The following is a 19,280-nucleotide window of genomic DNA, read 5'->3' as shown; positions in this document are numbered from 1 at the left end:
GCGCCCGGCAGGCCACAAAATCGCCGGACTATTCGCGCCTTGTTAACGCCGAAGATGCACAACTCGATCGAAAGAGCCGGCGCGGTCCTCTAGGCGGCGTCGTCTTTCGGCTTGACCGTCGGAGCACTCCGGCGATGCGATTGGAGCGATCTGTGCGAGAATCCGCAATTTTCCAGTTTGCCCGCTGCGCCGCGCTCGTCCTTGGCGCGGTCGCTATTACGCCCGCCTCAGCCGCCTGGGACCAGGACGGACAGGCCGAGTGGGCGCAGCACTATGACGCCGACGCCCGCCTGACCGTCTCGCGCTCGACGACCCCCATACTTTCGACTCATACGGTGGCCGCTACGGAAGCGGCGATCGAGCGTTTGCGCCAAATCGCCGCGGAGGGCGGTTGGCCGCAGGTGCCGGCGGGCCAACAGCTGCGGCTGGGCTCCAACAGTCCGGTAGTCTCGGTGTTACGTCGCCGCCTGATCGTCTCCGGCGACATCGGGGCCGAAACTGGCGCGAGCCCGGTCTTCGACTCCTATGTCGAAGCGGCGGTGCGCCGGTTCCAGGCGCGCCACGGCATCATTCCGACCGGCGTCGTCAATCAGCAGACCGTTCAGGCGATGAATGTGCCGGCGGAGACCCGGCTGAAGCAGCTCGAGACCAACCTGGTGCGTCTGCGCAGTTTTTCGCACGGCCTCGGCAACCGCTACGTCACCGCCAACATCCCGGCCGCTTCGGTCGAGACAGTCGAGAACGGCGAGGTCGTCACCCATCACATGGCCGGCGTCGGCAAGATCGACCGCCAGTCGCCTGTGATGCAGACCAAGGCGATCCAGGTCAACTTCAATCCGTTCTGGACCGTGCCGGCGTCGGTGATCCGCAAGGATCTGATCCCCAAGATGCAGGCGGATCCCAACTATCTCAACGCCAATCACATCCGCGTCTACAGCAAGGACAATCAGGAGCTACAGCCCGAGCAGATCAATTGGCGCTCGCTCGACGCGCTCAATTTCCGCTTCCGCCAGGACATCGGCGGGGATTTCAACTCGCTTGGCGTCGTGCGCATCGACATCGCCAACCCCTATGGCGTTTACATGCACGATACGCCCGCTAAGGGCGTGTTTGGCGACGACTTCCGTTTCGTCTCTTCGGGCTGCATCCGGCTTCAGAACGTTCGCGACTATGTCGCCTGGCTGCTGAAGGAGACGCCCGGCTGGGACCGCGACCACATTGATCAGGTCATTGCCTCCGGCGAACGCGTGGACGTCAAGATCACGCCCGCCGTGCCGGTCTACTGGGTCTATATCACCGCGTGGGCGACGCCGGACGGCGTCACCCAGTTCCGCGACGACATCTACCAGCGCGACGGGCTGGGCGTGCGGTCCGCCGGCGCCGATTCGCCGGCGTCGACGGTCGTGCAGGCGGCGCGTCCGATGCGCGGCGAAGGGTTGTTCCCGAGCGACGAGGACAGCTATTTCGAGGAGCGTTCCCGGTAACGGCGCGCTACTGCGCCGCAGCGTCGCTGCGCGACGCGCGCCAGGTTCCCCCGCAAAGGTCCGTCGAGGACGACCAGGCGCCGGAGCCTCTGCCGCCGCGCAGCATCCCGTGGAAGCGCGCGACCCGTTCTCCTTGGCCGGTGAATCGCGCGACGATTGTGCCTTGCTCGTCGACATAGCCCCAGGACGAGACGGCCGGCCCAGGCGAGGCCACGATTTTACTGTCGATGATGTCAACGGACGGCGGAATGAGAGCAGGGCACTCTCCCACCGTCGTCGTCGCTTCGATGTTCCATCTGCCGCTTGGATCGCCGACGGGGCCGGTCAGCGCTTGTTCGTTGTCCGGCTTCGCCTTTTGGCTCCGCGGCTGCTTGGCGGACGCTCCCTGGGCCAATACGCAGACCGCCAGCGCCAACGCTAGAATTCTCATTTGGCCTCCGAAAGCGCCTGCCGCAGCGCGCCGTGCATATCGCAGCCCGCGTAGATGAACTGCGTCACGCCCGCATGGCGCAGACGCTCCTCGAGTTCGCCCGGCCGGCCGGCAAGATAAAGCTCAGCGCCTGCGCCCTTTAGCGCCAGCGCCGCCGTTTCCGCCGAGTCTCCGTAGATTCTGTCGGACGAACAGAGGCAAGCGAGTTTGGCGCCGGACTCCCGGTAGGCGTCGACCAATTCGGTCGTGGACTCGGTTTCGGGTCCAAAAACCGCTTCGACGCCGCCGGCCTCGAAAAAATTCTTGGCGAAATTCGCCCGCGCGGTGAATGCGGCGACGGGGCCAAGATTTGCGAGGAAAATCTTCGGGCGATCGCCCGATTCGGCGAGGCGGACGTCTGACTCCTCGCGCAGCCGTTCGAAGGGCTCGGCGAGACGGCGCGGCGCGAGCGGAACGCTCTTTCGCGCGCCTATTGGCGGCTCAACGGTTTCAGCCGCGGCGTCATAGGGCGCGAGGACGTCGAGCGCTCCCTCGTGAATGTCGGGAAACTGGTTCGCGCCGATGAGCTTATCCTTGGCGCGCGCGACGTTCTTCGCCCGCAACGCGGCGGCTTCGGCGACCTCCGCCTGAAAGACTCCCGTCTCCAACGCGTTGGGAAGGCCGCCGTCGGCCTCGATCCGCTGAAAAAATCCCCACGCCCGCTCGCAAAGCGCGTCTGTCAGCGCCTCGAAGCCGCCCGCGCCGCTCGTCGGATCGTCGACGGCGTCGATATGGGATTCGTCCTGCAGCACGAGCTGGGTGTCGCGCCCCAGCCGTCGCGCGAAGTCGTCGGGGGCGCCGAGCGCCTGGGTGAAGGGGAGGACGGAGATCGCGTCGGCGCCGCCGACCGCCGCCGAGAACGTGGCGAGCGTCCCACGCAAAATATTGTTCCAAGGGTCGCGCCGAGACATCATCCGCCAGGCTGTCTCGGCGAAGACCAGCGCCGGCTTGGGAGAGAGGCCGCAAGCCTCTTCAACGCGGGCCCAAAGGCGGCGCGCGGCGCGGAATTTCGCGACCCCTAATAGTTCGTCGGCGTCGGCGCAGAATCGGAACGCGATCAGTCCGCGCGCGGCGTCGAGGTCTACTCCGGCGTCCGCCAGCGCGCGTAGATAGGCGATTCCGGAAGAAAGCGCGAAAGCCAGCTCCTGCGACTCGGTCCCGCCCGCCGAATGCACGACGCGGGCGTCGGCGACGGCGGTCGCGTAGACGAAGCCGGCGTCGGCGGCCGCCTTCACGTCCCGCGCGAAGCTCCTGGAGACGTGCGTCCAGGGCTCCGCGGCGAATCCGTGCCGCGCCTGCGCGCCCAGCGGATCGAAGCCCAACGAGACGCGGGTGAGCGAGGGTTCAATATGTTGGCGGTCGACAAAGCGCATGAGCGCCTGCGCGGCGCCGGGCGCGCGCGGCGAAGAGTCGAGCGTCAGCGGAATGCCGTAATCGAGGCGAACATTGGCGAGCGCGTGAGCGATTGCGTCATCGTCGTCGCCGACGAGACCCCCGCCGTAGGCGCCGATCGAGCCGGCGAAGACGAGATGCAATCCATCGGCGCCGCCGTCGAGGTCCTGCAACGCCAAGCGGTTGGCGACGTCAGCGTTGGGGACGTCGACGCGCGCGAGAATCGCCCAGCGGCCGGGGTTTTTGCGCAGGACCGGGAAGGGCGAACCAGCGGCGCGGGCGTAGATGGGCTCAATGGAAAGCCCGTCGTAGCTCTTGGAGACGAGCGTTTCGAAGGACGCGCCTTTGAGCGCCCGCTCAACAAGAACGCGCCACTGCGCGTCAGTGGCCTGCGGAAAGACCCCCGCCAGCGCCGTCTCCTGTCCCGTCATTTTCGCTGTCGCCCTCCGTTGTTTCGGGCGGCGTTTTCGCATGAAGCGCTCCGCCGGGCCACTGCAAATCCGCCGGAAGCGGGGCGGGCTTTATTTTCGGGACCAAACGCCTTAACCAGTGCCGACTGCGCCCGAGGGCGGGAAACAGGGCGCTGGAGCGGAAAAGCCAGAGGCGGGCGGTTCTGGCCACGCGCTCCGATTTAAAGGCGCTGGATCGGGGCCGCCGCGTCAATGCGTCGCGCGCAAGCGCGGGCTGTCGCCGGGCGGCGAAGAGCCTGAAACGGAGGGATTCGTGACTGATAATCCGCAGGACAAGAATCAGCTCGTCGACGAGATCGTCGAAGTGATCGCGTCGGAAGGTATGGTCGACAAAAGCAAGATCACCCCCGACGCGTCGATCGAGAGCCTCGACCTCAAGTCCGTCGACATCGTTATGATTCTCACGGCGCTCGAGGAGAAGTTCAACGTCTACATCCCCATGGACGGGTCGCTGCAGGAAGCCAAAGACGTCAAAAGTCTGATCGAGGCGATCGCGGACCACATCCAGAAAGAGCGCGAGAAGCAGTAGATGGCATTCTCGCGAGCGCGGGCCGAGGGGCGCCGCGTCGTTATTTCTGGAATGGGCGCGGTCTGCGCCTCTGGAGTCGGCGCGCAAAAGCTATGGGAAGCGGCGCGCGACGGCGTCGCCCAGATTCGTCCGCTCAAGACAGAGCGCCCTTATGACGGGCGCATCAAGATCGCGGCGCAGGTGCCCGATTTCAATCCCGCTGACTACATCGAACCCAACGTTCTGCCGTTCTGCGATCCCTTTACGCAGTTCTGCATCGTCGCCGCCGACGAAGCGGTGGCGCAGGCGGGTTTCGGACGCAAGGACGTCGCCGGGCCGAGAACGGCCGTCATCATCGGCTCCGGCATCGGCGGCATGACGACGATCGAGGACGGCATCTACCGCTATTACGTCGAAGGAACGCGGCCCGAGATGCTCAGCGTTCCCAAGCTCATTCCGAGCGCCGCGCCCGCGACGCTGGGGATGCGCTATTCTTGCCTCGGCCCGACATTCGCGATCGGCAGCGCCTGCTCGTCGGCGACGCAGTCGATCGGACTTGGCATGCAGATGATTCGACAGGGCCTCGTGGACAAGGCGATCGTCGGCGGCGCCGAGGCCTGCGTCATCAACGCGACGATCCGCGCGTGGGAAGGCCTTCGCGTGCTGAGCCCGAATTTATGCCGCCCCTTCTCCAAGGGCCGCAACGGCATGTCGCTTGGCGAAGGCGCGGCGGTTTTCGTTCTGGAAACGGAGGAGGCGGCGCGAGCGCGCGGCCACGCGCCCCTATGCGAACTCGTCGGCTACGGCACGACGAGCGACGCCAAGGACCCCGTGCGGCCGGATCTTGAAGGCGCGTCGAACGCGATCGCCCTGGCGCTTGAAGACGCGGGAATAACTCCGCAGGAAATTCATTACGTCAACGCGCACGGCACCGCGACCCACGCCAACGACATCACCGAAGCCGAAGCGATTCTGCGCATATTCGGCGATTATGGACGGGTGGTGCCGGTGTCGTCGACGAAACCTATTCACGGCCACGCGCTCGGCGCGAGCGGCGGCTTGGAGCTCGCCATCACCATACACGCGCTTCGCGAACAGATCGCGCCGCCGACGATCAATTTTCTGGAGCCCGACCCCAAGTGCCCGCTTGACGTCGTCCCCAACGCGGCGCGCAAGCACAAGATCGACGCCGCTATGTCGAACTCCTTCGCTTTCGGAGGGATCAACGCCGTGTTGATCGTGCGTCATGCAAGCTGATCGGCCGCTTGCGTTGGGGCCTTTTCGGCTGCGCGTTGATCCGGCGCGCGCAGCGGCCTATGCGCAAGAAACTGGCGGCGACGGCGTGAGCGTTCCGCTCGCTTATCCGGCGATCTGGCTCGCCGAGCCTTCGCTTTTTTCGGTTGTGCGCGACCTCTGCGCCGAGCGCGACGTCGTGCCCGTGCATGAGTCGCAGAGCTTTTCCTATGACGCGCCCCTCGTCGCGGGTGAGAGTTACGACTTGAGCGTCACCATGCGAAGCGAGGAAGCGCCGCCGCGTCTGACGATGGTTGGGACAGTCGCAACGCCCCAAGGCGAGCCCTGCGCACGAATCGAAACCATATTGCGGCTCGTGCCGCGCGCGGGATTTGGGAGCGCGTCATGAGCGATCCCATCAAGGTCGGCGACATACTGCCGGAGACCGTCATAGGCCCATTCGACGCGCCTTCGCTTGCGCGCTACGCCGAGGTCTCGGGCGACGCCAATCCATTGCATCTCGACGACGCCGTGGCGGCGGCGATCGGGCTGGCCGCGCCGCCGGTACATGGCATGAAGCTTCTGGCCGCGTTTGAACCGATGCTGAGAGCCTGGCGCGGCGACCTCGTCATCGCTTCGCTTGCGGGGAAGTTCGTGCAGCCGATCTTGCGCGGCGAGACCGTCAGGCTGTCGGGTCGCGTGTTGCGCGCCACTGAAAACGAGATTTTCGTCCGTCTGGTGGCCTATGGCGCGGCGCGGGCGCCCGGCATCGTCGGCGAAGCGACCTTGCGGCCGAGGCCGGCCACATGAATGATCGGCTGCGCCATGGAGCGGGGCGCGCATATGGCTAAGAGCGCTGTTCGGGTTCTTATCACCGGCGCCTCAAGCGGCATTGGGCGCGCCTTGGCGCTCGCCTATGCGCGCGAAGGCGCGAGCCTTGTCTTGCTTGGCCGCGACGCGGAGCGGCTCGACGCCGCCGCGCGCGCCTGTCTCGCGGCCGGGGCAGAGGAGGCGGAGACCCACGTCGCCGACGTGCGGGATCGCGAAGCGATGGCGCGCATCGTTCAATCTGCGCATGAAAAGCGCCCCATCGACATTCTCGTCGCCAATGCCGGCGTCGCGACAGGCCTTTCGCCCGGCCAGCTTCTCGAAACGCCCGAGGCGGTCCGAGCAATGCTCAAGATCAATGTTGATGGCGTTTTCAATACCGTCGAGCCGGCAATTCTGCCGATGTGCGCGCAAAAGAGCGGCAGGATCGCCATTGTCGGCTCGATGGCGGGCGTGCGCGCGCTCCCGCATTCGCCGGCCTATTGTGCGGCGAAGGCGTGCGTGCACATGTGGGCGGACTCCCTGCGCGCCCAGCTCGCAGCCCATGGCGTCCATGTAGCGCTGATTGTGCCGGGCTATGTGAAGACGCCCATGTCGGCGCGCACCATCGTGAAGACGCCCCTTTCGGCGCGCACTCTCTTAAAAAAGAGGTCAGCGTCGGCGGGCGTAGAATCCTGGCAACCCAGCGCCATGTCCGACGGAGAAGCCGCGCGCATCATCAAGAACGGGCTGGACCGCCGTCGCAACGTCATCGCCTTTCCGCGTTACATGTATTGGGCGATGCGCGTCTTCTCCCTCTTGCCGGCGGCGCTCGTCGACGGCGTCATGCGCCAGTTTCCAGCCGAAGTGCCGGAGACGCCGGAACGGGAGATTTCGTGACGGCTTTCACCGTCCTTGCTTGGGCCGCTGCCGGCTATTGGATGATCGCCGTCGCTTTGCTTGTCGTCTCTGTCGCGGCGACGATCGCGCAGCCCTGGCTCGCCGCGCGCCGCGCCACGCGCCGCGACCAGCCGCCGGTCTCGGTCGTGCTTCCCGTCAAGATGCTCGAGGACCAGTTCGACCGCACGCAAGAATCGGCGCTGACGCAGCATTACCGCGATTTCGACGTGACCGTCTCCACAACCGACATCGAGGGAGCGGCCGTCGAGCGCATGCGCGCCATTCTCGCGCGTCACCCGTCTGTGCCGTCGCGCATTCTTCGCTCGACAGCGAAGTTCGCGGTAAGTCCGAAGGTCGACAATCTTTACGCGCCCTTCATGCAGTCAACGCACGATGTCATACTGATGAAGGACGCCAATGTGCTGCTCGAGCCCGACGCGCTGGCGCAGCACGTCAGGCAGCTGACGGACGAGGTCGGGCTCGTCTGCGCCATTCCGTATTGCGCGCGACTCGAGAATTTCGCCGCGCAAGTCGAGGCTGCGATCATTAACGGTCCGCATGCCCGCATGCTGTTTCTCGCCTCGGCGCTGGGGCAGGGGCATGGCGTTGGCAAAATCATGCTGTTTCGACGTTCGGACTTCCTGCGCGCGGGAGGTTTTGACGCGATTTCCCATACGGTCGGAGAAGACAACGCCTTGGCCAAGGCGATGCGGCGGATCGGCAAACGCGCGGTCTTTTCCCACAGGCTTGTGCGCCAGGAGCTCGGCGCGCGCACGTTCGACGATGTTTATCAGCGGCAATTGCGCTGGAGCGTCATTCGCCGCAGCGACGAACTCATCTCCTTCCTCGCCGAGCCAATATGCCAAGCGGTTCCAGCAGTTATCGCTTCGTCGCTCGCGGCGCCGCTCGTCGGGATCGCGCCACTTGCCGCCGCGTCGGCGACGCTTCTGCTGTGGTTTGCGCTTGAGACATTGCTTTCTGTGGCCAAAGGATGGCAGTTATCGTGGGCCGCGCCCGCGGTGTTTGTGGTTCGCGAGGCGACGATGCTGGCGGTCTGGTTGAACGCCTGGGTCACTGACCAGGTGGTTTGGGCGAGGGACAGCGTGAATGCGCGCGCCGGGGCGAAGCCCTCGCCGGTTCCGCACGAAGAAGGATAGGCCGTTTGGTGCTGGGGCTTTTTCAATTCCTCGTCGACGCGGTCGCGATGGTCTGCGCTTCGATCCTGATGGCGATCGGAATCGGCTATCTGATCGTCATTGGCCGCTTCTGTTACGACCAGCTGCGCGGCGTGCGCGATCCCGAAGCGCCCGCCATCCCAGACACGGATCTGCCGCGGGTCGTGCTTCAAATCCCCGTTTTCAACGAGCCGCTCGTCACCGAGCAGTCGTTGCGCTGCGTCGCGCTTCTCGACTGGCCCAAGGACAGGCTGCGCATCCAGCTTCTCGACGATTCGACGGATGCGACGAGCGCGCGGGCAGACGCAGTGGCGGCGGAGCTTCGCACCGGCGGCGCCGTGATCGACCATGTGCGGCGCGCCGATCGCTCGGGCTTCAAGGCTGGCGCCTGCGCGCATGGCCTTACGCTCACCGACGAGCCCTTCATCGCAATGCTCGACGCCGACTTCCGTCCGCCGCCCAATTGGCTCAAGCGCACGGTCCCGCTTTTTCTGACCGACGATCGCATCGGCTTCGTGCAGTCGCGCTGCGAGTTCCAGAATTTCGAGAAAAACTGGCTGACGCGCGCCCAGGGCCTCGTGCAGGACGGCCATTATCTCGTCGAACAGCGTTCGCGCGCGCATGCCGGCTGGCTCTTTCAATTCAACGGCACCGGCGGAATTTGGCGACGCGCGACGGTCGAGGACGCCGGCGGCTGGTCCGACTATTCGCTATGCGAGGACCTCGACCTCACCGTGCGCGCGGCGCTCCAGGGATGGCATGGGCTGTTTGTCTCGGAGCCGCCGATTCCCGGTCAGGTGCCCGAGGGAATCCGCGATTTCCGCCGCCAGCAAAGGCGATGGTCGAACGGATTCGTGCAGGTCGCGCAAAAGACCGTCCTGCCGATCTGGCGTTCGCCATGGAGCCTGACGCGCCGCGTGATGGCGATTTCGCTGATCGCTCATCAGATTTTCTTCCCCACAGCCGCCATTGGTCTCATCGCCTTTGTCCTCGGCGTGATCCTGCACGGATCGCTCGCGCCCTTCGCCGGGATGTTGGAGATCATCGGAATCATGACGGTCCTGGTGGCGCTCGGCATCACGCTGCCGCCCTATCTGGCGCTCAAGCGCGGGACCGTCGCCGATTATGTGAAAACGGTCGCGTCGATTCCGCCGCTGATGATCTATCTCGCCTTCGCCAATGGCGCGAAGATCCTCCAGACCCTGCGCGGGCGCAAATCGACGTTCAAGCGCACGCCCAAGCTCGATCATGAAGCTGCGACGCCGGTCGACGCTGAGGTGGAGTAGGGCGAAAGCCGCTCGCGCTCACTCCAGCCGCGCCGGGGCCTCGAAAGCGTCGGCGTCGGTGACGATCGTTAACGTCGCGTCGGCGGCCTTGGCGGTTTGGCTTCCGGAAAAGAGTTTAAGCTCGAAGCCCTCGCCCGCGCGCGTGCTTTCAATGAAGAACGGCTCAGGCGCTTCGGCAAAGACGTCCTTGGCCTTGCCGGGTCCAAGGTAGCGCAGCCGCCACGACCCGTCCGCGCTATTACGAGAAACCGTAAAGCGCTTTTTGGCTTCGGCCGCGCTGAGTTTCCTTGGCACGCTCCGTTCGGCTTCGGCGATCGCCGCCGCATGAGGCGAAGCGCCGTCGCGCGGCAGCTCCAGAGACAAATCGGCGCGCGCCGGCAGGCAGATCTTGCCGCAGGAGGCGTAGTCGAGCACGAGATTGAGCGTCACCGGCGCGTTGGGATCGCGCGGCGTCACCTTCAACGGCAGGACGACGCGCGCATCATAGCCGGCGACGGTGGTTCCGGCCTCGTCGATATGCTTTGGCGCGGGAAAGGAGGGTTCGACCTTGGCGACATTGACCGATCTCGAGAAATCGAACGCGGGCGCGGAGCCTGCCTCGCCAGGCTGGCGCCAATAGGTGATGGTTTCCGGCGCGAGAGCGATCTCGACGGCGGCGCGGTAAGCCCCGCCCTGCGGAGGGCCGGCTGACAAGAGCCGAGCGCTCGAGGCCGTTCCCTTTACGGTCGTAGACGCGAAGACTGTGTTCTCCGCGAGCGACGCCGCTGGAAAGCTCTGCGCCAGCGTGACGGCTAGCGTCGCGAAGAGAAAGAATTTTGAGCGCATCGTGTTCCTTCGGCGCCCCGTCCCCCAGTCAAGGCAGTCAGTTACGTGATCTGCGCCGCTTGTCGAGAGGACGCGGCGGGCGTAGCATGACCCTATGAGGCCGAGCGGCAAGAAGCAAGATTTCGCGGAGAGGGTGAGCGAGCGCCGCAGCGGGCGTTCCGAGGAGCGCCGCTTTCTCGACGGCCAATTGCTGATCGCGATGCCGAGCATGTTGGATCAGCGCTTCGCGCGCGCGGTGATCTATCTATGCGCCCATTCCGAAGAAGGGGCCATGGGCATTGTCGTCAACCAGCCGGCCCGTGTGCGCAATTTTCCTGATTTGCTCGTTCAGCTGCAAGTGATCGCGCCTCAAGAGCGCATCAGCCTACCGAGCCGCGCCGAAGACATCCAGGTTCTGTCGGGCGGGCCGGTGCAGACCGACCGCGGTTTCGTGCTGCATACGCCGGATTTCTTCCTGGACAATTCCACCTTGCCGATCGACGACGGCGTCTCGCTCACGGCGACCATCGACATTCTGCGCGCGATCGCGGCAGGGCGCGGCCCGGACCGCGCGCTGCTGGCGCTCGGCTATGCGGGTTGGGACCCGGGTCAGCTCGAAGAAGAAATTCAGCGCAATGGATGGCTGAATTGTCCGACCGATCCCGCTTTGCTGTTCGATCACGACCTCGGGAGCAAATATGCGCGCGCGTTGCGCTCGATCGGCGTCGATCCAGAACGGCTGTCGACACATGCGGGACACGCCTGAGCGTTAGGCGCCGAGCCGACCGAAGGCTGGCGCATAGTCTACTGGTCCCTCCTTGGCTGGAAGCGCGCCGTTAAGCGCCAGCGCCATGAAATGCGGCCCCGCATATGGCGTGCCGAAGCCGGCTGCAAGCTCCGGTCGAAATCCGAAACGGCCGTAAAAGGCGCCGTGGCCCAACACAAAAATCCCGCGCCACTGGTCTTCCTGCGCACGCGCCAAGCTCCAGTGCAAAAGAGCGCTGGCGATCCCTTTTCCGCGATATGCCGCTGCGACGGCGACAGGACCGAGTCCGAGCGCCGGAAAGGGAGCGTTCATCCTGGACAGGGCGGCGTAGCCGACGATGACGCCGTTGACAGCCGCGACGCCGCCAAAAACCAGGTCGCCTTCCTTGCGAAGCGCCTCGACGAGTTCGGCCTCGCCATATCGGTCGAAAGCCGCAACAAGCAGCCCGCGTATGGCGGAATGATCCTCCGGCGTCTCCGCGCGAAGAGTTGCGCTTCCGGTCATGGCGCGGGATTGCTGTGGAGATGGTGGATGGCGTCAATACGCCGCTCGATTTCAGGCGTGATCCTGAACTCCACCGACTCGAGGTCGGTTTTGAGCTGCGCCATCGTCGTCGCGCCAATAATATTCGACGTCACGAAGGGCCGGGACGTTACGAAGGCGATGGCGAGCTGCGCCGGATCGGCTCCCATATCTTGCGCGAGCGTCAAATAGGCGGCGACCGCGCGTTCGACTTCCGGCTTTTCATAACGCTGCGCGCGCTCAAACAGCGTCGTGCGCGCGCCGGGCGGCCGCGCGCCGCCTTGATATTTTCCGGTGAGGTATCCCTGCGCGAGCGGCGAATAGGCGAGCAATCCGACGCGCTCGCGCTCAGTGAACTCAGCGAGACCGATCTCGAAAGTGCGGTTGACGAGGTTGTAGGCGTTTTGAATCGAGACGACGCGCGGCCCATGGCCGAGTTCCGCCGCGCGCAGGAAGCGCGCCACGCCCCACGGCGTTTCATTTGACAGGCCGATGTGACGAACTTTGCCGGCTTTGACGAGCCGCGTTAGCGCTTCCAGCGTCTCTTCAATCGGAATTTCGTCGCGCTTTGTCGGGCGTCGATAGACCGTGCCGCCTGCGCCCCACAGCGGCAGCGAACGATCCGGCCAATGCAATTGATAGAGATCGATGTAATCGGTCTGCAGCCGCTTCAGCGATCCCTCGATCGCAGCGTTGATGTTCTTGGCGTCGAGAATCGTTCCGGCGCCTCCGGGACGCAGCCAGTTGGCGTCGCCGCGGCCGGCGACCTTAGTCGCGATGATCGCCTTGTCGCGGTTTTTACGCGCGGCGAGCCATCTTCCGATGATGCGCTCGGAGGAGCCTTGAGTTTCCTGCCGCGGCGGAATGGAATAGATTTCGGCCGTGTCGATGAAATTGACGCCGCAATCGAACGCATAGTCCAGTTGCGCATGGCCCTCGGCTTCGCTGTTCTGCTGTCCCCACGTCATTGAGCCGAGACAAATGGCGGAGACGGAGAGATTGCTGTCGCCGAGTTTGCGGTATTCCACGAAGCGCGTCCCTTAACGAAGCCATTCGCTCGACTGCAGCTCAAGTCGCAGTTCGAAGCTTTGAAACTGAGTGAAGATTGGCAAGAGCCATGCTTTGAGCGCCGCGCGAACCACGATCGACATTCCTGGCGGCGGCTCCCTCATGAAGCGGGACAGTGACAGATCGATGTCGTCGAGCGCGCGCGCGATCGGCGCCTCAAGACGCGGGATCACGAATTTGCCGCTCGCTGGATAGCGCGCAAGAATCGCCATGGAGTCGCGGCCGAGCGGCGAGGCGCCGCGATTGTGAATGATGCTCATGGTCAGATCTGGCCATGTGGTCTTGAGGGTGAGCGCGCTGTTCGCCGCGCTCTGCGTGACGTCCGTCTGAAAGAGCACGATCGGCTCCACGCCGCGCCGCCGCGCTTCTTCAAGGAAGCCAATTTCGGCGATGGTCGCCAACAGGCGCTCATAGGAGCGATGCCAGACGTCGACGATCTTCGGCGTTTCGTCGGCGACGAGCAGGCGGTCGAAGAGCGAAATCTGCCCCTTGATCTCGCTGAGGTCGACGATGTGCGTCGCTTCCGGAAAGAACACTGCATAAAGCGGCTCCCGGAAATCCGTGTCGAAGCCTTCGACGCCGATATTGCGCGACAAATAATAGTCGGTCAGCAAACGCGCCGCTGTCGTCACGCCTGTTCGCGAGTGCGGCGAGCAAACGAAGAACGCAAGAGTGCGACGCGCCATGTGGTCTTCGCGGAGAGATGCGCGCCGCCGCGACCCTCTATCGCCTCTTCTCGCCAACAAGATCGAGAAGGCCGACACGTTCGAACTCATCGGCGACGCGCGCCAGCCACGTGCGGACGTAGCCGCGCAACACGAACGAATGCTCCGCCGGCCGGCCCTGCGCGTCCTGATTGCCGATGAATGTCGAGAACGGCGTGCCGGATAGCTCGACCTGCTCGTAGGCGAGTTCGCTGAGCTTGGGGATCGTGATCTCGCCCGAGGTGACGACATGCTCGAAATATTTCGCGTGCGTTTGTGGATCCCACTCAAAGAAGGTCGTGTCGTTGACGTGATTCTTCACCATGAAATAGTTGGCGTCAGCGACGTAGGGCGCAATTTCGGCGATCTCCTCCAGCGAAGCGATGGAGGGCCCGATCACATGCAGCAGCACGAAGCGGAATTCGCCGCCTTTCACCGCATCGAAGAAGCCGATTTCGTCGAGCGCTCCGAGCGCCGGACTCAAGCCGCCGGCGCGCACGTCTATGACGCTGACCTTGGCCTGCGAGGTATTCAGCGTGTCGATGATCTTCATCTGGTCCGCCGGTTCGGTCAGATCGACGATCAACGTCTCGTCAGGGTGGAAGCGATGAAGCGTTCCTCGCGGCGTTTCGGTGTCGAAAGCGCGAGTACGGATGTCATTGAGCGAAAGAAAATCGAGGATGGCTCTGGCGATCGTGGTTTTGCCGACGCCGCCCTTGTCCGCGCCAACGAGGATGACCGCCGGGCGAGCGGCGGCGTTCGCGGCGGCGGCCGGAGCCTCGGCCTTTCGCGGCCGGCTTTCCGGCTCCCGTTTCGCAGGCGCTTCCCTGGTAATTTTGACCGGCTTCTTAACCATGGGTGCTCCTATCGCATGTCGCGCTGGCGCCGCTGTTAATGAATGACAAGCGCTTAACAAACATGGTTTTCGGCGCTTGTCATGCCCTGTTTCAGCTAACTGCGGATGGCGCTCCAATTGTGACGCGCTTAAAACAACACATTAAATATGTTATTAAACGCAAGCACCGCAATAAGATCGTGAATTGACATTCGTGCGGTTTGGAGGTTTATGCGTTCGAAATACAGAACGTCCGTTGCTGCTCGCTGGCGCGGACCAGGTCGGCGCGTCAAGGCATGAGCAATATCGAGAATATCGTCGCGCGGCGGCCCGCCGAATCGTCGCAGCAAAGTCTGCCGACCCTTCACGTCGAGGATCGTGACGGCGTTGTCCATGAACTCGAAGCCGTCGAAGGTTGGCGGTTGATGGAGATCTTGCGCGACCATGGCGTCGGCATGGACAACACCTGTGGCGGCGCTCTTGCATGTGCGGAGTGCCACATCGTCCTCGATGCGGAGTCGGCCCGCCGCGTGCCGCCGCCGCGCGAAGAGGAAGTCGAAAAGCTCGATGAATTGCCGATGCTTTACGAAAATTCGCGTCTCTCTTGCCAGATCATCTGGTCCGATGAGATGAGCGGCCTTCGGCTAAAGCTGGCGCAGGAAACGTGATGCCCGTCTTTAAACATCCCCAGATCCTGATCGCGTCGAATTTGACGGACGGCGAAGTGGTGTTTCTCGGCTCCTCGGGCTGGGAGCGCGACCACCGCCGCGCGCGGGTGGCGCGGAAGGCCGACGAGGCGACGGAGCTCGAAACCTTGGGCAAGCGCGACATTTCAGCCAATCGCGTGGTCGACGTCTATCTCGCCGATGTCGAGATCGGGAGCGACGGCGCGCCGACGCCGTTACATTATCGAGAAAAGATGCGCGTGAAGGGACCGAGCGTTCGCCTTGATCTCGGCAAACAGGCGGACGAGGGCGCGTTATGACGGCGGTCGATTTGCGTGTGGCGCAGCGGCCCAATGCGCCGATGACCACCTATCGCTACGATGAATATGACGCGGCCTTTGTCAGTGAACGCGTCGCGGAGTTTCGTGAGCAGGTCCGCCGGCGGCTTGCCGGCGCGCTGACCGAAGAGGAGTTCCGCCCGTTCCGGCTGATGAACGGGCTCTATCTCCAGCTACACGCCTATATGCTGCGCGTCGCTATTCCCTATGGCACGCTGACGGCGCGGCAGATGCGTCGGCTCGCCGATATCGCGGATAGATGGGACAAGGGCTACGGCCATTTCACGACGCGCCAGAACCTCCAATACAATTGGCCCAAGCTCGTCGATACGCCGGACATTCTGGAATCGCTGGCGGAAGTCGAGATGCACGCCATCCAGACCTCGGGCAACTGCATTCGCAATGTGACGGCCGATCATTTCGCCGGCGTCGCGCCGGACGAGATCGAAGATCCTCGTCCGACGGCGGAGTTTCTCCGCCAATGGTCGAGCCTGCATTCGGAGTTCTCGTTCCTGCCGCGCAAGTTCAAGATTGCGGTGACGGGCGCCGAGCATGATCGCGCCGCGATTCTGGTGCATGACATCGGCCTGCGCATCGTCAAGAACGATGCGGGCGAGATCGGCTATCAGGTCGTGGTCGGCGGCGGACTCGGCCGTTCGCCCTTTATCGGCAAGGTTGTCGGCAACTTCGTGCCGCGCGAGGATCTGCTCGCGTTTCTCGAGGCGATCCTGCGCGTCTATAACCGCTTCGGCAGGCGCGACAACAAATACAAGGCGCGAGTCAAAATTCTCGTCCACGAGAGGGGAATTGACGAAATCCGCGCCGCGGTCGAAGCCGAGTTCGCGGCGATGGACCGCTCGCCCTTTGCCCACGACTCCGTGGAATTCGAGCGCATCGCCGCCTTTTTCGCGCCGCCGCCCTATGACTCGCTGCCGGCGACGTCCGCCTCGATGCGCGCCGCGAAATTGGAGTCGCCGGCTTTCTCCAATTTCGTCGACGTCAACGTCGGCGCGCACAAGATCCCCGGCTACGCCATCGTCACCGTTTCATTGAAGCCCATCGGCGGCGTCCCCGGCGACGCCACCTCTGATCAGATGCGGGTGCTGGCCGACGCCAGCGAGCGCTTCGGTTTCGGCGAACTGCGGGTCAGCCATGAGCAGAACATCATCCTGCCGCATGTGAAGCAGGACGATCTTTTCGCGCTTTGGCGCATGCTCGACGCCGCCGGGCTCGCGACGGCGAACGCCGGCCTCGTCTCCGACATCATCTCGTGCCCCGGTCTCGACTATTGCTCGCTTGCCACCGCGCGCTCGATTCCCATCGCGCAGGCGATCTCGAAGCGCTTCTCCGACATGTCCAGGCAGCGGCGCATCGGCAAACTCGGCGTTAAGATCTCCGGCTGCATCAACGCTTGCGGCCATCACCACGTCGGCGCGATCGGCATTCTCGGCCTGGAGAAGAAGGGCCAGGAGTCCTATCAGATCACGCTCGGCGGCGACCCGACCTTCTCTGCCTCGATCGGCGAAATTCTGGGACCTGGGGTCACCGCCGAGCAGGTGCCCGACGTCGTCGAACATCTCGTCGATTATTATCTTGCCGAACGCGAGGAGGGCGAAGCCTTCATCGACACCTGGCGCCGCATCGGTCACGCGCGGTTCAAAGACGTTCTGCGTCGGGAGGGCGAAGATGGCGCTGATATCTGACGGCCGCTTCATTGAAGATACATGGCGCCGACTTGCCGACGAGGAAGCGTTGCCGAAGACCGGCAAGTTCATCGTGTCATTGCCGCGACTCGAACATGCCGTGGAGGTCCTTGGGCCGATGGCCACGTTTGGCGTGATCGTTCCAAACACGACGGAGCCGTCGGCGCTCATCGCGGCCCTACCGCGGCTCGATCTCATCTCGATCGCTTTCCCGGCTTTCGCTGACGGCCGCGGCTTCTCTTTGGCGCGCCTGTTGCGGCGGGCGGAGTTTAAAGGCGAGTTGCGCGCCAGCGGACGTCTCGTCGCCGACCAATATCCTCACGCGATCGGTTGCGGCTTTGATACAATCGAAATTCCCGACGATCTCGCCGATCGCCAGGACGAAGAACAGTGGCGCGGCGCGCTCAACGCCTATTCAATGAGCTATCAGCGCGGCTACGCCGGGCGTGGCTCGATCCTCGAAGCTCGCCGAAAGGCGGTGCGCTCATGAAGCCTTCGATCTCCGAAACGCTGGCGCCGCGACTGGCGCCGCTCGATCTCGATCATCGTTTGCTGCTCGTGCGCGAGTTCATTCCCGGTCGGATCGTCTTCACCACGAGTTTCGGCGTCGAGGATCAGCTCATCGCGCATTCGATCTTCACGCAGGGTCTCGATATCGACGTCGCGACGATCGACACGGGGCGGCTCTTTCCCGAAACCTATGAACTGTGGGAGCGCACCGAAGCGCGCTATGCGCGGCGTATTTGCGCGGTCTATCCGCAGGCCGCGCCGCTCGAAGCGCTCATCGAGGAGCAGGGGATCAACGGCTTTTACAAGTCCGTGGACGCGCGCAAGGCCTGCTGTCATGTTCGCAAAGTTGAGCCGCTGTCGCGGCTGCTCGCGGGCGTTTCGGGCTGGGTGACGGGGCTTCGAGCGGATCAGTCACAGGCGCGCGCCGAGGCGCCGCTCATCGCCTTCGATGAGACCCACAGGGTGCTCAAGCTCAATCCGCTGGCAGATTACACGCGCGACGCGGTCGTCGCCGCGGTCGAGGAGTTTTCAGTGCCGGTCAACGATCTCCACGCCAAGGGATTTCTATCGATCGGCTGCGCGCCGTGCACGCGCGCGGTGCTGCCCGGCGAGGACGAACGCGCCGGACGCTGGTGGTGGGAAGAAGACAACAAGAAGGAATGCGGCCTCCATGTCGGCGACGACGGCGTGTTGCGACGCGGCGCGCCGCAAGAGGCGAGCCTATGACCGCGCTTGCGACGCGTTCGCTCGGCCATCTCGATCGCCTCGAGGCCGAGAGCATCCACATCATGCGCGAGACCGTCGCTGAATGCGAACGGCCGGTGATGCTCTATTCGATCGGCAAGGATTCGGCGGCGATGCTGCACGTCGCCATGAAGGCCTTTTATCCATCCAAGCCGCCGTTTCCGCTGCTCCATGTCAATACGACCTGGAAATTTCGCGAGATGATCGAGTTTCGCGACCGTCGCATGAAAGAGCTTGGCCTCGAACTCATCGAATATATCAATCCCAGAGGGATTGAGATGAACATCAGCCCCTTTGTTCATGGCTCGAAGCTTCACACCGAGATCATGAAGACCGAGGCGCTGAAGCAGGCGCTGGACAAGTATAAATTCGACGCTGCTTTTGGCGGCGCGCGTCGCGACGAGGAAAAATCCCGCGCCAAGGAGCGCGTGCTGTCCTTTCGCACCGCGCAGCATCGCTGGGACCCGAAGAATCAGCGCCCGGAATTCTGGCGTCTCTACAATACGCGAAAGGCGCCCGGCGAGAGCCTGCGCGTCTTCCCGATGTCGAATTGGACCGAGGCGGATATCTGGGACTACGTCGCGCGCGAAAACATCCCCGTTGTTCCGCTCTATTTCGCCAAGGAGCGGCCGGTTGTGCGCCGTGGCGGCACGCTCATCATGGTCGACGACGCGCGCATGGAACTCGCGCCCGGCGAATCTATCGAACATAAGATGGTGCGCTTTCGTACGCTCGGCTGCTATCCGTTGACGGGGGGCATCGAAAGCGATGCCGCCAGTCTCGAAGAGATCATTACGGAGATGCGCGAAAGCCGCTCCTCGGAGCGCCAGGGGCGGCTCATCGACCACGACGGCTCCAGCTCCATGGAGCAAAAGAAGCAGGAAGGATATTTTTAAC

22 protein-coding genes are annotated in these 19,280 nt (G+C 63.8%); 15 read left to right on the top strand and 7 right to left on the bottom strand.

The window, feature by feature from the left end; genetic code table 11:
* Positions 1-134: 134 nt before the first annotated feature.
* Positions 135-1,484 carry a L,D-transpeptidase family protein gene (locus NEI07_RS17465; RefSeq protein WP_256036334.1) on the top strand — a complete coding sequence of 450 codons (1,350 nt, stop codon included), beginning with the start codon at positions 135-137 and terminating at the stop codon, positions 1,482-1,484.
* Between the two features lie 7 nt (positions 1,485-1,491).
* Here the strand turns inward: NEI07_RS17465 and NEI07_RS17460 are convergent, their stop codons facing one another.
* Both NEI07_RS17460 and NEI07_RS17455 read right to left on the bottom strand, forming a co-directional pair.
* Positions 1,492-1,914 (bottom strand): hypothetical protein, encoded by a 423-nt coding sequence (locus NEI07_RS17460; protein WP_256036333.1) that lies wholly within the window; start codon positions 1,912-1,914, stop codon positions 1,492-1,494.
* Positions 1,911-3,776: a methylmalonyl-CoA mutase subunit beta gene (locus tag NEI07_RS17455; protein WP_256036332.1), complete on the bottom strand. Its 1,866-nt coding sequence runs from the start codon at positions 3,774-3,776 to the stop codon at positions 1,911-1,913. The genes NEI07_RS17460 and NEI07_RS17455 overlap by 4 nt, the downstream gene beginning before the upstream one ends.
* Positions 3,777-4,068: 292 nt before the next feature.
* Here NEI07_RS17455 and NEI07_RS17450 point away from each other — a divergent pair, with 292 nt between their 5' ends.
* The 7 genes from NEI07_RS17450 to NEI07_RS17420 are packed head-to-tail and all read left to right on the top strand — an operon-like array spanning position 4,069 to position 9,724.
* Positions 4,069-4,344: an acyl carrier protein gene (locus tag NEI07_RS17450; RefSeq protein WP_256036331.1), complete on the top strand. Its 276-nt coding sequence runs from the start codon at positions 4,069-4,071 to the stop codon at positions 4,342-4,344.
* Positions 4,345-5,580, top strand: coding sequence for a beta-ketoacyl-[acyl-carrier-protein] synthase family protein (locus tag NEI07_RS17445; protein ID WP_256036330.1), 1,236 nt, complete (start codon positions 4,345-4,347; stop codon positions 5,578-5,580).
* Positions 5,570-5,965, top strand: a complete 396-nt coding sequence (locus NEI07_RS17440; protein WP_256036329.1) for a hypothetical protein — start codon at positions 5,570-5,572, stop codon at positions 5,963-5,965. Before NEI07_RS17445 ends, NEI07_RS17440 begins: the two co-directional genes overlap by 11 nt.
* Complete coding sequence (locus NEI07_RS17435; RefSeq protein ID WP_256036328.1) at positions 5,962-6,366, top strand: MaoC family dehydratase; 405 nt, start codon at positions 5,962-5,964, stop codon at positions 6,364-6,366. The genes NEI07_RS17440 and NEI07_RS17435 overlap by 4 nt, the downstream gene beginning before the upstream one ends.
* A gap of 33 nt (positions 6,367-6,399) precedes the next feature.
* Positions 6,400-7,263 carry an SDR family NAD(P)-dependent oxidoreductase gene (locus NEI07_RS17430; RefSeq protein ID WP_256036327.1) on the top strand — a complete coding sequence of 288 codons (864 nt, stop codon included), beginning with the start codon at positions 6,400-6,402 and terminating at the stop codon, positions 7,261-7,263.
* Positions 7,260-8,420, top strand: a complete 1,161-nt coding sequence (locus tag NEI07_RS17425; protein WP_256036326.1) for a glycosyltransferase — start codon at positions 7,260-7,262, stop codon at positions 8,418-8,420. The genes NEI07_RS17430 and NEI07_RS17425 overlap by 4 nt, the downstream gene beginning before the upstream one ends.
* An 8-nt stretch (positions 8,421-8,428) precedes the next feature.
* Entirely contained in the window at positions 8,429-9,724 is a 1,296-nt protein-coding gene (locus NEI07_RS17420; RefSeq protein ID WP_256036325.1) for a glycosyltransferase family 2 protein, read from the top strand.
* Positions 9,725-9,742: 18 nt separating this feature from the next.
* Here NEI07_RS17420 and NEI07_RS17415 read toward each other — a convergent pair whose 3' ends face one another.
* The gene (locus NEI07_RS17415) at positions 9,743-10,549 is read right to left on the bottom strand and encodes a protein-disulfide reductase DsbD domain-containing protein (RefSeq protein WP_256036324.1); all 807 of its coding nucleotides are present in this window, start codon (positions 10,547-10,549) and stop codon (positions 9,743-9,745) included.
* 94 nt (positions 10,550-10,643) lie between these two features.
* Between NEI07_RS17415 and NEI07_RS17410 the strand changes: the two genes are divergently transcribed.
* A complete protein-coding gene (locus tag NEI07_RS17410; protein WP_256036322.1) occupies positions 10,644-11,294 on the top strand; it encodes a YqgE/AlgH family protein in 651 nt (216 codons plus the stop codon).
* 3 nt (positions 11,295-11,297) lie between these two features.
* On the opposite strand, the gene NEI07_RS17405 is transcribed toward NEI07_RS17410, so the two are convergent.
* The 4 genes from NEI07_RS17405 to NEI07_RS17390 are packed head-to-tail and all read right to left on the bottom strand — an operon-like array spanning position 11,298 to position 14,444.
* The gene (locus tag NEI07_RS17405; protein WP_256036319.1) at positions 11,298-11,798 is read right to left on the bottom strand and encodes a GNAT family N-acetyltransferase; all 501 of its coding nucleotides are present in this window, start codon (positions 11,796-11,798) and stop codon (positions 11,298-11,300) included.
* Positions 11,795-12,844, bottom strand: coding sequence for an aldo/keto reductase (locus NEI07_RS17400; RefSeq protein WP_256036318.1), 1,050 nt, complete (start codon positions 12,842-12,844; stop codon positions 11,795-11,797). Before NEI07_RS17400 ends, NEI07_RS17405 begins: the two co-directional genes overlap by 4 nt.
* Positions 12,845-12,856: 12 nt before the next feature.
* The gene (locus NEI07_RS17395; RefSeq protein WP_256036316.1) at positions 12,857-13,570 is read right to left on the bottom strand and encodes a hypothetical protein; all 714 of its coding nucleotides are present in this window, start codon (positions 13,568-13,570) and stop codon (positions 12,857-12,859) included.
* A 37-nt stretch (positions 13,571-13,607) separates the two neighbouring features.
* Entirely contained in the window at positions 13,608-14,444 is an 837-nt protein-coding gene (locus tag NEI07_RS17390; RefSeq protein WP_256036314.1) for a P-loop NTPase family protein, read from the bottom strand.
* A 275-nt stretch (positions 14,445-14,719) separates the two neighbouring features.
* Here NEI07_RS17390 and NEI07_RS17385 point away from each other — a divergent pair, with 275 nt between their 5' ends.
* From NEI07_RS17385 to cysD, 6 genes are read left to right on the top strand one after another with little or no spacing between them, the layout of a single operon-like run.
* Positions 14,720-15,091: a 2Fe-2S iron-sulfur cluster-binding family protein gene (locus tag NEI07_RS17385; RefSeq protein ID WP_256036311.1), complete on the top strand. Its 372-nt coding sequence runs from the start codon at positions 14,720-14,722 to the stop codon at positions 15,089-15,091.
* Positions 15,091-15,408, top strand: a complete 318-nt coding sequence (locus NEI07_RS17380) for a DUF2849 domain-containing protein (protein WP_256036310.1) — start codon at positions 15,091-15,093, stop codon at positions 15,406-15,408. Before NEI07_RS17385 ends, NEI07_RS17380 begins: the two co-directional genes overlap by 1 nt.
* Positions 15,405-17,129, top strand: a complete 1,725-nt coding sequence (locus NEI07_RS17375) for a nitrite/sulfite reductase (RefSeq protein WP_256036309.1) — start codon at positions 15,405-15,407, stop codon at positions 17,127-17,129. Before NEI07_RS17380 ends, NEI07_RS17375 begins: the two co-directional genes overlap by 4 nt.
* Positions 17,113-17,619, top strand: a complete 507-nt coding sequence (locus NEI07_RS17370; protein ID WP_256036308.1) for a DUF934 domain-containing protein — start codon at positions 17,113-17,115, stop codon at positions 17,617-17,619. Before NEI07_RS17375 ends, NEI07_RS17370 begins: the two co-directional genes overlap by 17 nt.
* The gene (locus tag NEI07_RS17365) at positions 17,616-18,365 is read left to right on the top strand and encodes a phosphoadenylyl-sulfate reductase (protein WP_256036307.1); all 750 of its coding nucleotides are present in this window, start codon (positions 17,616-17,618) and stop codon (positions 18,363-18,365) included. Before NEI07_RS17370 ends, NEI07_RS17365 begins: the two co-directional genes overlap by 4 nt.
* Positions 18,362-19,279, top strand: a complete 918-nt coding sequence (cysD, locus tag NEI07_RS17360; protein ID WP_256036306.1) for a sulfate adenylyltransferase subunit CysD — start codon at positions 18,362-18,364, stop codon at positions 19,277-19,279. The genes NEI07_RS17365 and cysD overlap by 4 nt, the downstream gene beginning before the upstream one ends.
* The last annotated feature ends 1 nt before the right edge of the window (position 19,280 follow it).

It is taken from the genome of Methylocystis suflitae (assembly GCF_024448135.1).
Taxonomy (GTDB): domain Bacteria; phylum Pseudomonadota; class Alphaproteobacteria; order Rhizobiales; family Beijerinckiaceae; genus Methylocystis; species Methylocystis suflitae.
The sequence above is the reverse complement of the archived record's forward strand: the minus strand, read 5'-3'. Positions and strand labels throughout refer to the sequence as shown.

What these genes read in the sequence shown, in the direction of transcription:
- NEI07_RS17465 (WP_256036334.1), top strand. Translation starts at nt 135, where the DNA reads ATGCGATTGGAGCGATCTGTGCGAGAATCCGCAATTTTCCAGTTTGCC.
- NEI07_RS17460 (WP_256036333.1), bottom strand. Translation starts at nt 1,914, where the DNA reads ATGAGAATTCTAGCGTTGGCGCTGGCGGTCTGCGTATTGGCCCAGGGA.
- NEI07_RS17455 (WP_256036332.1), bottom strand. Translation starts at nt 3,776, where the DNA reads ATGACGGGACAGGAGACGGCGCTGGCGGGGGTCTTTCCGCAGGCCACT.
- NEI07_RS17445 (WP_256036330.1), top strand. Translation starts at nt 4,345, where the DNA reads ATGGCATTCTCGCGAGCGCGGGCCGAGGGGCGCCGCGTCGTTATTTCT.
- NEI07_RS17440 (WP_256036329.1), top strand. Translation starts at nt 5,570, where the DNA reads ATGCAAGCTGATCGGCCGCTTGCGTTGGGGCCTTTTCGGCTGCGCGTT.
- NEI07_RS17435 (WP_256036328.1), top strand. Translation starts at nt 5,962, where the DNA reads ATGAGCGATCCCATCAAGGTCGGCGACATACTGCCGGAGACCGTCATA.
- NEI07_RS17430 (WP_256036327.1), top strand. Translation starts at nt 6,400, where the DNA reads ATGGCTAAGAGCGCTGTTCGGGTTCTTATCACCGGCGCCTCAAGCGGC.
- NEI07_RS17415 (WP_256036324.1), bottom strand. Translation starts at nt 10,549, where the DNA reads ATGCGCTCAAAATTCTTTCTCTTCGCGACGCTAGCCGTCACGCTGGCG.
- NEI07_RS17410 (WP_256036322.1), top strand. Translation starts at nt 10,644, where the DNA reads ATGAGGCCGAGCGGCAAGAAGCAAGATTTCGCGGAGAGGGTGAGCGAG.
- NEI07_RS17405 (WP_256036319.1), bottom strand. Translation starts at nt 11,798, where the DNA reads ATGACCGGAAGCGCAACTCTTCGCGCGGAGACGCCGGAGGATCATTCC.
- NEI07_RS17395 (WP_256036316.1), bottom strand. Translation starts at nt 13,570, where the DNA reads ATGGCGCGTCGCACTCTTGCGTTCTTCGTTTGCTCGCCGCACTCGCGA.
- NEI07_RS17390 (WP_256036314.1), bottom strand. Translation starts at nt 14,444, where the DNA reads ATGGTTAAGAAGCCGGTCAAAATTACCAGGGAAGCGCCTGCGAAACGG.
- NEI07_RS17385 (WP_256036311.1), top strand. Translation starts at nt 14,720, where the DNA reads ATGAGCAATATCGAGAATATCGTCGCGCGGCGGCCCGCCGAATCGTCG.
- NEI07_RS17380 (WP_256036310.1), top strand. Translation starts at nt 15,091, where the DNA reads ATGCCCGTCTTTAAACATCCCCAGATCCTGATCGCGTCGAATTTGACG.
- NEI07_RS17375 (WP_256036309.1), top strand. Translation starts at nt 15,405, where the DNA reads ATGACGGCGGTCGATTTGCGTGTGGCGCAGCGGCCCAATGCGCCGATG.
- NEI07_RS17370 (WP_256036308.1), top strand. Translation starts at nt 17,113, where the DNA reads ATGGCGCTGATATCTGACGGCCGCTTCATTGAAGATACATGGCGCCGA.
- NEI07_RS17365 (WP_256036307.1), top strand. Translation starts at nt 17,616, where the DNA reads ATGAAGCCTTCGATCTCCGAAACGCTGGCGCCGCGACTGGCGCCGCTC.
- cysD (WP_256036306.1), top strand. Translation starts at nt 18,362, where the DNA reads ATGACCGCGCTTGCGACGCGTTCGCTCGGCCATCTCGATCGCCTCGAG.